This window comes from Vibrio tubiashii ATCC 19109, from assembly GCF_000772105.1.
Classification (GTDB): Bacteria; Pseudomonadota; Gammaproteobacteria; order Enterobacterales; family Vibrionaceae; genus Vibrio; species Vibrio tubiashii.
On the sequence record NZ_CP009354.1, the window covers coordinates 404,467 to 417,442 of the forward strand.

General features: G+C 42.1%; 11 protein-coding genes and 1 tRNA gene. 4 read left to right on the forward strand and 8 right to left on the reverse strand.

All coding sequences use genetic code 11. The annotated features are described in order from the left end of the window. Nucleotides 1–333 precede the first annotated feature (333 nt). The 4 genes from IX91_RS02010 (at nt 334) to IX91_RS02030 (ending at nt 4,433) form a co-directional block, all read left to right on the forward strand. Nucleotides 334–1,386 (forward strand): carbohydrate porin, encoded by a 1,053-nt coding sequence (locus IX91_RS02010; protein WP_330216910.1) that lies wholly within the window; start codon nt 334–336, stop codon nt 1,384–1,386. Between the two features lie 102 nt (nt 1,387–1,488). Next, nucleotides 1,489–2,298, forward strand: coding sequence for a hypothetical protein (locus IX91_RS02015; protein WP_004742566.1), 810 nt, complete (start codon nt 1,489–1,491; stop codon nt 2,296–2,298). 110 nt (nt 2,299–2,408) lie between these two features. Next, nucleotides 2,409–2,651 (forward strand): helix-turn-helix transcriptional regulator, encoded by a 243-nt coding sequence (locus tag IX91_RS02020; RefSeq protein ID WP_004742567.1) that lies wholly within the window; start codon nt 2,409–2,411, stop codon nt 2,649–2,651. 228 nt (nt 2,652–2,879) lie between these two features. Then, entirely contained in the window at nt 2,880–4,433 is a 1,554-nt protein-coding gene (locus IX91_RS02030; RefSeq protein WP_004742569.1) for a replication endonuclease, read from the forward strand. A gap of 357 nt (nt 4,434–4,790) precedes the next feature. On the opposite strand, the gene IX91_RS02035 is transcribed toward IX91_RS02030, so the two are convergent. The 8 genes from IX91_RS02035 to rpsU form a co-directional block, all read right to left on the reverse strand. Continuing rightward, nucleotides 4,791–5,855 (reverse strand): RES domain-containing protein, encoded by a 1,065-nt coding sequence (locus IX91_RS02035; protein ID WP_236642838.1) that lies wholly within the window; start codon nt 5,853–5,855, stop codon nt 4,791–4,793. Continuing rightward, nucleotides 5,852–6,766: a sce7725 family protein gene (locus IX91_RS02040; RefSeq protein WP_004742571.1), complete on the reverse strand. Its 915-nt coding sequence runs from the start codon at nt 6,764–6,766 to the stop codon at nt 5,852–5,854. Before IX91_RS02040 ends, IX91_RS02035 begins: the two co-directional genes overlap by 4 nt. Then, nucleotides 6,727–7,614: a sce7726 family protein gene (locus IX91_RS02045; RefSeq protein ID WP_004742572.1), complete on the reverse strand. Its 888-nt coding sequence runs from the start codon at nt 7,612–7,614 to the stop codon at nt 6,727–6,729. Before IX91_RS02045 ends, IX91_RS02040 begins: the two co-directional genes overlap by 40 nt. Nucleotides 7,615–8,104: 490 nt before the next feature. After that, nucleotides 8,105–8,180: transfer RNA gene (locus tag IX91_RS02050), tRNA-Ile, on the reverse strand. Nucleotides 8,181–8,331: 151 nt separating this feature from the next. Continuing rightward, nucleotides 8,332–10,188: an RNA polymerase sigma factor RpoD gene (gene rpoD / locus IX91_RS02055; RefSeq protein WP_004742573.1), complete on the reverse strand. Its 1,857-nt coding sequence runs from the start codon at nt 10,186–10,188 to the stop codon at nt 8,332–8,334. A gap of 98 nt (nt 10,189–10,286) precedes the next feature. After that, on the reverse strand, nt 10,287–12,044 hold the full coding sequence (gene dnaG / locus IX91_RS02060) for a DNA primase (protein WP_004742574.1): 1,758 nt from the start codon (nt 12,042–12,044) through the stop codon (nt 10,287–10,289). Nucleotides 12,045–12,142: 98 nt separating this feature from the next. Further along, complete coding sequence (locus IX91_RS02065) at nt 12,143–12,586, reverse strand: GatB/YqeY domain-containing protein (RefSeq protein WP_004742575.1); 444 nt, start codon at nt 12,584–12,586, stop codon at nt 12,143–12,145. A gap of 26 nt (nt 12,587–12,612) precedes the next feature. Continuing rightward, entirely contained in the window at nt 12,613–12,828 is a 216-nt protein-coding gene (gene rpsU / locus IX91_RS02070) for a 30S ribosomal protein S21 (protein WP_001145625.1), read from the reverse strand. Nucleotides 12,829–12,976: the final 148 nt, after the last annotated feature.

Genomic DNA, 12,976 nt, shown 5'->3' on the forward strand with positions numbered 1-12,976 from the left:
TAAAAGTGCTCAATCCTCAATTTAAGAAATGGAAGATTATTTTCTTAAACACATCTAATAGAACCCTGCAAAAACCTTCTATAGATATCGTTAAACTCTGATGAACCCCGATGATTAATTATGAATTAATTAAGGGATTTACGCGGCTATCCAAATTCTAATGTTCTCTCCTTTTGCTCGTTTGCAAAATGGTCCTCCTTTTTATTTTATTCAAACAATACGGTTGAGCTAAGTCGTACAACTCAGTAGCTAATATGGGAAGCTATTGAAATGAGAGAACATTTATTGTCAAAACCGCAGTTGCTGACGACCTTCATAGCTGCAAGTGCGCTAATGATTTCCAATGAAACTTATTCCTCGGAGCATAAAACAGTCGATGTTACCGGTGATTACTACGTATTTGGATTAACGTCCAATGAGACTCTTTCAGGAAAAGATAGTAGTGCCGCGGCTGGTATTGCTCGGGTAACTATCGATTGGTGGGCTTATCAGGATGAAACTGACTTAGATACAGGATCATTAAGGTTGAGGGTCGATCATAAACATGATTACACCGACGATGCTCCTTCCAAGTTTGTTATGGGGAATATCGGAGGTTTCGGCTTAATACAGCCCGCTTTTAGTGACATAGGTTTAAGGCTTACTAACCTATATTGGAAGCAGGAGTTTAATGCGCAAGATACTGAAGTGATGGTTGGTTTTTTAGATAGCACTGACTACATTGATACTTACGCTCTTGGTAATCCCTATTCTGGCTTTTCTAACATCCAATTCAGTACCGGATCAGGCTCTATTGCGATTCCTGATGAATCGACGCTCGGGGTTTCTGTTCGACACATGATGTCTGAAAACTATTACGCCTACTTAAGCTTCTCTGATGCAAAAGCAGATTCAACCGAGCCGTTTGAAGGTTTTGATAACTTCTTTAGAGACAACCAGTACTTTAAATCATTGGAAATAGGGTGGGTATCCAACAAAGGTTCATTTTATATGCAGAATTCTCATTTGACGGTTTGGCATAGCGAAGGCCCTAAAGCTCAATCTAGTGAGAATTATGGGGCTAACTGGTCGACAATTTATAAAATGGGGAGTTGGGTTCCTTTCTTCAGAGTGGGTATAGCACAAGGGCCGGAAGCGCTCTATAAATCATCTGTTGTAGCTGGGACTGGGTATTTAGGGCTAGGGCCCGGTACTCTGGGCTTTGCAGTCGGGTGGGCAGAACCCAATGCATCGTTTGATGATACGTACAATTCTGAACTTTACTATCGAATGAAGTTTGGGCTTGTTTCGGTAACACCCAATGTTCAGTATCTAAATACACTTCCGTTTAACTCTCAGGCGGACAGTGCTTGGGTATTTGGGCTGAGGGGAAAGGTAAGTTATTAGGGGCAACCACATTTATGTTGGGAGTTAACTACCAATCGACAATTCCAATAAGAACCTGTTAGCATATTAGGCTTTATGTATCCAAATTTAGGTATTTATCGTATGGATTTTAATTGGTTTCTCGAGCACTTGTTTCCAATTTTAGGTGGTTTTTTGGGCGGGTATATACTTTTAAAGCTGCAACACAAAACCCAAAAAATCAAAAGAGAAATTAGTGTGCATTGCAATGCAATACAGTTGTTTGATGTTCATGAACAGGCTCCCAAAGAGCTAAAAGTCATTTTGGCTCAGCCTGAGAACTCTAAAGACGAGAAAGTCGGCAGGGATAATGAGGTTGATGGTGCTTGTGCTCATTCCCTAAAAATTAAAAATAGAGGGAACACTGAAACTGACGAAGTTTTTATAGACATTAGCTTTGAACCTGATGTTGAGATCATCTCATTTTCATGTGATGGGGTAGGGAATCCAGAGTATAAAATGTCTATAGAAAAGAAAGACAGTGAGCCAAATACCTTAAAAGTTTACCTTCCATACTTAAATGATGAAGAAGTAATCGATGTGTCAGTTCTTACTGCTGGAAAAAATGCTGCTAAAGAGCCAGAGATAACAGGGCAAGGGAAGGGAGTTAAGGTTTCAATATATCGTCCTAAAATTCCTTGGGTGTACGGTCTTCTCGCACTTTCCTCACTGACACCAATACAATTTTTCTGGACAGGTTTCCCTGTCCAGAGTGTGGATTTTATTGTTGGCCCTTTATCTACCAATTTGGTTGAACGTGCTGGTGGCATTATCACACAACAGACAACATACTTGGCTACTTTCCCTCTGCTCTTAAGCTTCATATACATATTTGTATTCGCATTTTTAGCTTACATCTTCGCTAAGAAAGCTTATCTCAGCTTGAAGTTTTAGCACATGACTTTCTGCCGACGTAAATAATGTCACGCTGAGTGTCACGCTCAGCGTCACGTGACGTTTTCAATGTTCTAAGGTGTCTTTCGTAGTCAAACGGAGGACACATTATGACAACTATCAACTTAGATAAGCGTGTATTAACCGAAGAAGAAACTTCGGAATATATTGGCATGAGCCGTTCCTATCTGCGCCAAGCAAGAATGGAAGGTATTAGGAAAAATCGTAAGATTGCCCCACCATTTATAAAGATAGGAAGAGCAGTCCGATATCTGCGTGAAGACCTTGACCAATGGTTAAGTGAGCAGGTTAAGTTGCAGCACCTCCCATGCAATGGAGGTGACTATGCTTAGTCCTAAACAGCAAGCCATCTTAATTTGGCTTCAAAAGGGAAACTATTTTGAAGTTTGTAGTGAACATTGCAGTCATTGGGGAAAACTTTATTGTTCTTCTCCACCGCCTCATAGAATCTTTGAAAAGACACGATGCAAACTCATCAAAGAAGGTTTTGCTGAATACACCACTCAAAGAAAACACGGCATAAGGTGGGATAGGTTTTCTCTGACAGAAAGGGGGAGAACATGGAACAAGTAGCGAACCTTTTAGCTCAAGTTGATTGGGATGATAAGGGGTTTGTTCGAGACATGATTAATCCATTCCCCCAAGAATTAAGACGCTTGTTACTCAAAGAGTATCTTTCTATAGCTAACAAGTTCGAGCGTAATTGTCATTTGCGAGAAACGATTCGAGCCATAGAAAGTAAACTAACCCTGCCTTTGAAAGAACTGTCACTGGATTGGTCAGAAGAAGATCTACGAAAAGAAGCGAAAAGGTGTGTTGATACATGCCTTTCTCTTCGGCGTATTTACCCTGACGATAGTGACTTATTACTTCAGGGAATCAAGGTCCTTCTTCGAAAAAAGGGAGTTCCTGCTAAAAAGTTGGAAACCTTTTCCCGCACAGGCCAGATCGGAAGGCTATCTAATGAGCAATGGTGGCTAAGACAGATTCGACGGACTCAGAGAAGGCACGTTGAAACGGTTTTCCATCACATGAACCAAATTAGTCGGATTAAAGGGCTATATTGCTCGCGGCATACACTTCGTGCTCGAATTAGACAAAAGGAGTACCAAAAAGAATTTCTTGAGGCTTCCTATGTTACCAATCAGTTCGGGCAAACTTTCTCTTTACTAGAGCTATCTCAAAAGAATGTATCCAATCCTAAATTACGTAAAGCAGAGCTCATGGTAAGAGCACGAGGATTTGAGGATTTAGCGAAAGAGCTCGGACACATGGCGACGTTTTTAACTATTACATGCCCGTCCAAGTACCATCGGTGTTATTCAGCAAGTGGTGATATGAACCCTTCATGGGACGGTATGTCTCCACTAGATGGGCAAAACTACCTAAATACGCTTTGGCAGCAGATACGTGCGAAGTTAGATCGGCTTAAAGTTCGATTTTATGGCTTTCGCGTCGCCGAACCACAACATGACGGTACACCTCACTGGCATTTGTTACTTTTCGTTGAGCAAGAAAACTATCAAAAGCTGGTGGAAGTTATCCGGCATTACTCATTGCGCGAAGACCGCGAAGAATTAGGTGCTAATGAGCATCGATTCAAGGAAGTGAAAATAGATCCAGACAAGGGCTCGGCTACAGGTTATATCGCTAAATATGTCTCGAAGAATATTGATGGTGAAGGGTTAGATTTTGGAGTGTATGGAGAGGATCCAACCGATGCTGCGGCTAGAGTTGACGCTTGGGCTTCGTGTTGGGGAATTAGGCAGTTCCAGCAACTAGGCGGTTGTTCAGTAACAGTCTGGAGAGAGCTACGAAGACTCAGAGAACTTATGAAGCTACCAGAGCTAGCTCGTACGGTGGTTGAGGCTGCTGATAAAGGTGATTGGTGCGAATACACCAAAGGCATGGGCGGAGTATTTTGCCTTCGAAAACAGCAACTATTCCAACCGTATTATGAGTTCTCGATTGATACAGACACTGGGCTCGTTAAAACTTCTCGTTACTGTTCAGAAGAACTCATATGTTCTTTAAAAGGCGTTGTAGTCGGTGGCTTGGAGTTAATAACAAGAATGTTTGAGTGGCGCGAGTGTTTACAGCGTCAAGCTCTATAGGCACCTAAGTGCGATAAATAATAATTACTTATTAGTTTTGTATGCACTCATGCGCATAAATGGTTTGGTCAAAGGTTTAATATTTTATCGTTTATGTAATTAGGAACGGTGAAAAGTTATGACTGTAGCAAAGAGAGCTTCAGAGCGAGTCGCTTTTAGTGCGCAATACCTACCACTAGCTTGGTTTGTTCTTCTCGTTATTTTCCACTAACCAAAATTAGTAAGAAGTAGTTGTAAACATAAACACCCCTCATCATTGATGAGGGGTGTTTTACTTGGAGTTCTGTGAATAAGTGTACGTAAAGCGCTTTTAGATATGAACCAATGATTTTACCAAATTAGTATTTTAAGGATTCCCTATGGTGTATTCCCCTCAATTTTTTGAGTAGCTATGTTCTTCTCGAAGTTGAAACTGATATCACACAATTTAAAACAATCGGGATCACCAACATCAAACCCTTTGCTATCAAAGAAGACAAAATTTCGCCCTTTACCAAATGAGCTATTAAAGATTATTCCATCATAAGAGCCTAACGACTTAAAGTACTCACAAAGGAACTGTGTAGGGATGTATTCTAGCTCAGAGAGGTGTGGCTTAACCGGAATTGAAAGCTGTAAAGAGAAGGACTCTAACAGCTCAATAATAGCTAAAATTTCATCATACTCACTCTCAGAGAAAGGTATGATGGAGAAGGTTTCTCTTGGGTTGGTAAGGTCTATAACTCTTCTGTTTTCTTTGGTTTTAAACTCTGACACGTAGATATCACTACCCTTATACGGCCTAACTTCAGAAATACAAGTGTCAATATTATCTGCTAGGTAAATGTAGGAGATACCCTTCGGGTTGGCTCGCCCAGCCGTACTTAGTTTTGCTGGTGGGGCCCCCATCACATCAGCGGTTAAAGGTTCATCATTAATGCGTGCACGGTAGAACACGTCATCAGGATTAACTTCTTGCTCAAGTTGCTCTAATATCATGAATAGCTTTGAAAGTTGACCTTCAGAGCTATGGTTGAAAATTTTGTTGTAAAGTTCATTCTTTAAAAAGAATCGATTTGTGTGCTTTAGTTCACTACAGAGCTGGCTCCAACCTTCTGTATAATGATCTTTAGAAAGCTTTAGTTGAAAGGTTTGGCCATCAAAATTTTCTTCAACAATATCATGAAGTAACTGCTTCGTATCTTGTACTTTCTCACTAAAAATGGCAAATGCACCATTGATTAACTCATGGGCAGCACAGCCACCTTCTGCTTCATCTAGAACATAAGTCAAAAACTCAAACTGTTCTGATAGTGAACTAGCTTCACAGATCGGAGTTTGCTTGGATTGACAATATGAGCATCTGCCTAATTTATTCTGGCTTGTGATAATTTTTTTTATTTCAATATCATGAAAACAATTGATACAGCAGGTAGGCATCATTTAACTCCGTACATGGCAAGAGTTTCAATATGATGCTGCATTGAAAGTTTTTTCACCTGTCCTAATCCAGGAAAATGATCCTGTAAATTTAACTTTCTAAACCCTTCTAGTCCCAAAGTTTGCTCGAAAAGATCTGGATTGGAATCACAAAAACTAATCAGCTTTTCTAACGCATCACCAAATTTTTCTCCAGGCCTAGTCGGAGAGTTATCATCAAATGATTTGAAGTGACGAATGTACATAGCGTCAAATTCATCAGGATCTATGTAGGATAGGTGGATCGTTACAACAAATGCAGGGCCACCACTTTCTAAGAAATCATTCCCCGTTATAGTGTAATCCCCGTAGCCACAAACATTTTTGCCTTCTTGGAAGTCTGTATGTCGGTCAGAAAAGTATGAACGTTCAGGGTAATCTGAATTTCGTGAAGCGCGGGAGAAACTATCTTCAACAATAACGACACGCTCTAAGTCCTTAAAGGCAGAACGCTGATATTTGGTGGTGATTACCAAACTTGCGTCAGAAAGAAGTGGTAGCATTTCTCGGCTTAATCCCTCCTCCACAAAGATTGCAAATGGAACTGAAGTGCTAGAAATTAATTGTTGTAGTGATTCAGTAGTCTGCTTCTTAGTCGAAAAGCATGGCATGAAACGAAGTTCTTGAGCTTCTTCTCGCAACTTACTTTCAATGTTATAAAACGACTGCTCGCTAAAATCACCTAAACTAGGATTGACGATTACAATAGGCTCAATATCTGATTCATTGAGAAAGGAAATCGTTTTTCCTAGCGCTTGTAGTTTACTTCTTACTGGCTCAATTATTGGGCAAAATAACTCTTTGCTTAATCTTGATGATAATTCGCGAAGGGCTATCAGCTCGAACTGTTTGCCTCTAAGAGTTGGGTAGTACATGATCGTCCCTTACATAAGTTATTGTCAAGAATATCAATAAGCTGCGATTGAATTCTGCTGTTAAACTTATAGCTAATCCCTGCATTTTTCAAGGATTTAGGTAACGATAACACAAAAGGGATATTAGGCTTTCTGTGTGCTTTTAGTATCTCTCTATATTGCTTCCTTATTTCACTAGGATCCGCTTCAGAAATAATCTGGTAGCAAGCTGAGTACATTTTGATATTGCTAACATTCGGGACATTACCACTAATCATTTTTGCTAAATGTTTATACTCATCAGCACGAAGAGAGCCCATAACATTTTCTACACTAATGTCTCGGGTTCGTAAGTCAGTTGCTTGTCGTTTAGGGGAAAGGGTGTTTCGTTTCGTTAGTTGGATTATACCGACTTCACCTGGAGTAGTTTCTATTATTTTGTCTAAGTGTTTTTCATCACATACAACATATACACTATCAAAAACAGAACAATATGAGTTAAGTTGCTCTTCTAGCCGCTCTAACGAATCATATTCAGTTTTAATCTCATAGCATGTGGATGCGCCATTTAACAAAACACAATCGGCAACATTTTGCCCAACTCGAAATTCAGAGAGCATTGTGGCTGTATTCAATGAGTGTCTGCCAAGCAACTGCTTATTTACTAAGGTGTTTTTGTAAAAGTACTCAAAGCGATAGTGCTGACAGACTTCCATATAGACACGCTCATAGATATCTCTAATCGTATCGTTTGAACCGTCACAAAGATCAAACTCTGACGCTACTCTCGAAAGCAATGAAAAGTCTCCCTCAGCTAACCGTTTTAGGTAACTGCTGCTGAAGATTCTTGCTGCATCTTTAACTCTCATGATTCATATCACTTACAAAGCATTAAACGTTGGATTCCGAGGGTATCTAATCTTTCCCTGATTTAAACATACTCTACAGATAGGGACTTGAGCAAACGCCTAGACATCAAATAGTTTAGTACTCCAAGCTTTTATTTTAAAAGGGACAAATTATATAGAAAACATGTAATAGTGAATAGCAGGAAAAGCCGATGTAGGAGTCAGAACGATTATCAAATGGTTGCATCACCCCAAAGACTAATTCTCTTTTGCATCTATGTGATCACCTCGCTGGAAGGAGAGAAAGCAAGTTAAGCAATGCTTAGATGAAGTTAACCTTTAGTGAGATGAAACAAGGAAAGGGACAGAAGTAAATTTAGTTGCAGTGATCAGAGGCTATTTCAGATAGGGAGCGAGAGGCGATTAAAAAAATCTGCTACATATTTGCTACACAGCAGCTAGAAAAGCAAAAGGCCTGAGAAGCGGAATCGCTCTCAGGCCTTTCTGTATATGGTGGCCCCTCGCAGACTTGAACTGCGGACCAATCGATTATGAGTCGACTGCTCTAACCACTGAGCTAAGGGGCCGTGTAGGGCAATGATTATAGGGGATGCAGATCTAGCTGTCTAGACGCTATCTAGGGTAAATGCGCTTAGATTTTATCCACTTAAATCGATAGGCAATAAAAAAGGTGAGCCAGTGCTCACCTTTTCATCAATCTTAGCAAAGCTGAAGAGTTTACTCGTCTAGGAAGCTGCGCAGAGTTTCTGAACGGCTAGGGTGACGAAGTTTACGTAGTGCTTTAGCTTCGATCTGACGGATACGCTCACGTGTTACGTCAAACTGCTTACCCACCTCTTCGAGAGTGTGGTCAGTGTTCATATCGATACCGAAACGCATACGTAGTACTTTCGCTTCACGCGGTGTAAGACCCGCTAGAACGTCTTTGGTTGCTACTTTTAGGCTGCCTGCAGTTGCAGAGTCTAGTGGTAGCTCAAGCGTTGTATCTTCAATGAAATCACCTAGATGCGAATCTTCGTCATCACCGATTGGTGTTTCCATTGAGATTGGTTCTTTGGCGATCTTCAGTACTTTACGGATTTTGTCTTCCGGCATTTGCATGCGTTCAGCCAACTCTTCCGGTAGCGGCTCACGACCCATCTCTTGCAACATTTGACGAGAGATACGGTTAAGCTTGTTGATCGTTTCGATCATGTGTACCGGGATACGAATCGTACGAGCTTGGTCTGCGATTGAACGAGTGATTGCCTGACGGATCCACCATGTCGCGTAAGTCGAGAACTTGTAACCACGACGGTATTCGAACTTATCTACCGCTTTCATCAGACCGATGTTACCTTCCTGGATCAGATCCAAGAACTGTAGACCACGGTTGGTGTATTTCTTCGCGATAGAGATTACTAGACGTAAGTTCGCTTCAACCATCTCTTTCTTCGCACGGCGAGCTTTCGCTTCACCGATAGACATACGACGGCTGATGTCTTTGATGTTCTGAACCGTTAGTGATGTCTCTTCTTCGATCACTTTCAGTTTCGCGATAGAGCGACGGATGTCGTCTTCGCTACGACGAATCTTTTCAGCGTATGGCTTATCAGAAGAGAGGATTTCGTCTAGCCATGCTTCACTTGACTCATTGCCAGTGAATAGCGTGATGAACGATTTCTTCGGCATCTTGCCGTACTCAACAGACGCTTTCATGATTAAGCGTTCTTGAGTACGTACACGTTCCATAGAAGTACGTAGCTCTTCAACTAGGTAGTCGAACTGTTTAGGCGTTAGACGGAACTCTTTGAAGACGTCGATAACCATCTCATGAGCCAGTGTCGCTTTCGGACTTTCGTTGCCGTACTCGTTACACGCAAGCTGATAGTTCTGGAATGTGTTACGTAAAGCCGTGAACTTCTCTAGAGCAAGCTCAGGGTCGATGCCTGTATCTTCCTCTTCTTCTTCATCGTCTTCAGACTCTTCTTCGTCTTTCTCTTCAGCATCTTCATCTTCAAGATCTGATTCAGCAAGCTCAGAACCGATGTGAGTTGCTGTTGGAGCAGCCGTCTCATCAGCATCTGGGTCTACGAAACCTGTAATAAGATCGGTAAGACGTAGCTCTTCAGCCTGAACTTTATCAAATTGCTCAAGGATGTATGGGATAGTGCCTGGATACTCAGCTACTGAGTTTTGAACTTGGTTGATACCATCTTCAATTCGTTTCGCAATATCGATCTCGCCTTCACGAGTCAATAGCTCAACAGTACCCATTTCACGCATGTACATACGTACTGGGTCAGTAGTGCGGCCGATTTCGTTCTCTACGCTTGAAAGCGCAGCAGCAGCAGCTTCGGCTGCATCTTCATCGGTAATTGTATCGTCATCATTCAGTGCAAGATCATCAGCATCAGGAGCAGTTTCTACTACTCGAATGCCCATATCGTTGATCATCTGAATGATATCTTCGACCTGCTCTGAATCGACAATCTCTGCCGGTAGGTGGTCGTTTACTTCTGCGTACGTCAGATAGCCTTGTTCCTTGCCTTTAATGACAAGTTGTTTTAGCTGTGACTGCGGATTTTGATCCATAGACGGTATCCAACTTAGTATCTGGTGAAGGAATTAGTATGCGAGTTGCAAACCACACATCTTAACAAATTTATTTATTGCTGACTATTCGAACAGGGTTACGCTTTTAAATCTAGCATCAAAGCTAGCAGCTCCCTTCTTTCTTCGGTTGATAAACCGACACTTCTTTCTCTGGCCTGCAGGTTTTCAATTTGTTTTTCGACGCATTGGGCAAGAATCTTGTCCAATGAATCTAAAAATATATCTTGTTGATTATCTTCGTCGAGGGGGATTTCCCACCCAGCGAGACGAGATAAAAGTGCCTCTTGGCTACTATTTCGCCAGCGTTCTAATAACTGACCCGTAGTGATATTGGGATGCTGATGACAATAATCAAGCACCTCAGCAAATAAACTTAGTCCCGGTACTGTTAACTCTCTCACAGTAGAGAGGTCTGGTACCATTTCAGCATAGCTCGGATTTTGAATAAGCAAAGCGATCACTTCGCGCATAGGCGTACGTTTGATCTCTTTATGCGGTTGAGGTCGAGTTTCGCTGGTTTTCTTACGTGTCTGGCGTAGACGATTGTCAAAGCCGGTACGCTCATCCAATAGTTTTTCGAGCAGTTCTTGGAAGTAAGGATCTGGAATTTTATCAATCAATGCACTGGCATGAGCTCGAAGTGCGGATTTACCTTCATTGCTTCCAAGATTCAGACTATGGATTTCAATCAAGTTGTCGAACAAGTAGCTCGAAAGTGGCGTTGCTTGTTCTATTTGTTGTTCAAATGCTTCTTTGCCGTACTTACGGACATAGCTGTCAGGATCTTCGCCATCGGGTAAGAACAAGAATTTAAGCGTATTGCCGGTTTTTAGGTATTGCAGAGCGTTCTCTAACGCTCGCCATGCTGCTTCTTTACCTGCTCGGTCACCATCGTAGCAACAAACCACGGTATTGGTCTGACGGAACAGCAGTTGAATATGATCACCTGTAGTTGAAGTACCCAGTGAGGCAACTGAATAATCGACGCCATACTGCGCTAGAGCAACCACATCCATGTAGCCTTCCACAACTAGGATTTGCGTAGGCTCGCGGTAGGCTTGCATAACTTCATACAAGCCGTACAACTCTTTACCTTTGTGGAAAATAGGCGTTTCAGGAGAGTTAAGGTATTTCGGCGTACCATCACCAATCACTCGACCACCAAAACCAATCACTCTTCCACGGCGATCGCGAATCGGGAACATCACACGACCACGGAAACGGTCGTAGCGGTTACCTTTGTCATTCTCAATCAGCATACCACCAGAGACTAACATCTCTTGTGTCTGCGGTGTTTGACCAAAGTTCTTGCGTACAAGGTCCCATTCATCGGCTACATAGCCAATACCAAACTTCTGCACGATTTGACCAGACAAGCCACGTTCTTTGAGATAATCAATGGCGACTTTGCTTTTAGGTTGCTTAAGTTGGTCGCGGTAGAACTGACCAATGCTGCCCATTAAGTCATACAGATTCCGCTTCTGTTCAGAGTTGGCTTTAGGTTGGTTGGATTGAAAACTGCCACCTTGGCGTTGCTCTCGTGGAACTTCTAAGCCCAGGTAAGAAGCCAGTTCTTCAATCGCTTCAACAAAATCGAGGCGTTCATACTCCATCATAAAGTCGATGGCGTTACCGTGTACGCCACAGCCAAAACAGTGATAGAACTGCTTTTCTTGAGAAACGCTAAATGATGGGGTCTTTTCGTTATGGAAAGGGCAACAAGCGCCGTAGTTTTTGCCTTTTTTCTTAAGTTTTACGCGAGCGTCAATAATGTCGACGATATCAAGTCGAGCAAGGAGATCATCAATGAAACTTCGAGGGATGTGTCCTGCCATAAAACCTTAGAAAAATGCACTAACAATAAGAAAGGGTAGATACAAACAAGCCGCGCATTCCGAAGGATAGCACGGCTTGTTGCAATTGGGTTGGGTTATTAAGCCAGTTTAGCGCGAACTAAACCGCTAACTTTACCCATATCTGCGCGCCCTTGAATTTGAGGCTTAAGAACGCCCATCACTTTACCCATGTCTTGCATGCCCGCAGCACCAGATTCAGTAATTGCACTATCAATTAGCGCAGCGACTTCTTCGTCAGTAAGCGGTTGAGGCATAAAGTCCTCAAGTACAGTGATTTCAGCCTTCTCAGCATCTGCAAGATCTTGACGACCTGCTGATTCAAATTGAGCCACAGAGTCGCGACGTTGTTTAACCATTTTGGTCAACACGGCAAGAATGTCGTCTTCGCCCAGAGTGATCCGTTCGTCGACTTCACGTTGCTTAATTGCTGACAGAGCTAAACGAATAGTGCCAAGGCGCATTTTGTCCTTGGCTTTCATCGCTAATTTTTGCTCTTCTTTGAGTTTGTCAATCAGAGCCATAACTATAATCCTTTTGGACTTAGTTATTAGTACAGGCGAACGCGACGAGCGTTTTCGCGAGCTAGCTTCTTAGCGTGACGCTTTTGAGCTGCTGCTTTAGCGCGTTTGCGAACTGTAGTTGGTTTTTCGTAGTGCTCACGACGACGCACTTCAGAAAGGATACCTGCTTTTTCGCAAGAGCGTTTGAAACGACGTAGAGCAACGTCGAACGGTTCGTTTTCACGTACTTTAACTACTGGCATATGCCTTTCACCTCAGGGGTTAATTCGTTAATGCTGACTTCACAGTACTTAGCTTAGTCGCTAGGTCTACAATCAGCTTGATCAAAAATGGTGCGGAATTTTAATCTGATCACACTGGCTTTGTAAAGTATTTTGTTGGGTAGAGTTT

Coding starts and splice junctions, on each gene's coding strand:
- IX91_RS02065 (WP_004742575.1), bottom strand. CDS start 12,586: ATGGCTCTGATTGACAAACTCAAAGAAGAGCAAAAATTAGCGATGAAA.
- IX91_RS02035 (WP_236642838.1), bottom strand. CDS start 5,855: ATGATGCCTACCTGCTGTATCAATTGTTTTCATGATATTGAAATAAAA.
- rpsU (WP_001145625.1), bottom strand. CDS start 12,828: ATGCCAGTAGTTAAAGTACGTGAAAACGAACCGTTCGACGTTGCTCTA.
- IX91_RS02015 (WP_004742566.1), top strand. CDS start 1,489: ATGGATTTTAATTGGTTTCTCGAGCACTTGTTTCCAATTTTAGGTGGT.
- IX91_RS02030 (WP_004742569.1), top strand. CDS start 2,880: ATGGAACAAGTAGCGAACCTTTTAGCTCAAGTTGATTGGGATGATAAG.
- IX91_RS02010 (WP_330216910.1), top strand. CDS start 334: ATGATTTCCAATGAAACTTATTCCTCGGAGCATAAAACAGTCGATGTT.
- IX91_RS02020 (WP_004742567.1), top strand. CDS start 2,409: ATGACAACTATCAACTTAGATAAGCGTGTATTAACCGAAGAAGAAACT.
- rpoD (WP_004742573.1), bottom strand. CDS start 10,188: ATGGATCAAAATCCGCAGTCACAGCTAAAACAACTTGTCATTAAAGGC.
- dnaG (WP_004742574.1), bottom strand. CDS start 12,044: ATGGCAGGACACATCCCTCGAAGTTTCATTGATGATCTCCTTGCTCGA.
- IX91_RS02045 (WP_004742572.1), bottom strand. CDS start 7,614: ATGAGAGTTAAAGATGCAGCAAGAATCTTCAGCAGCAGTTACCTAAAA.
- IX91_RS02040 (WP_004742571.1), bottom strand. CDS start 6,766: ATGTACTACCCAACTCTTAGAGGCAAACAGTTCGAGCTGATAGCCCTT.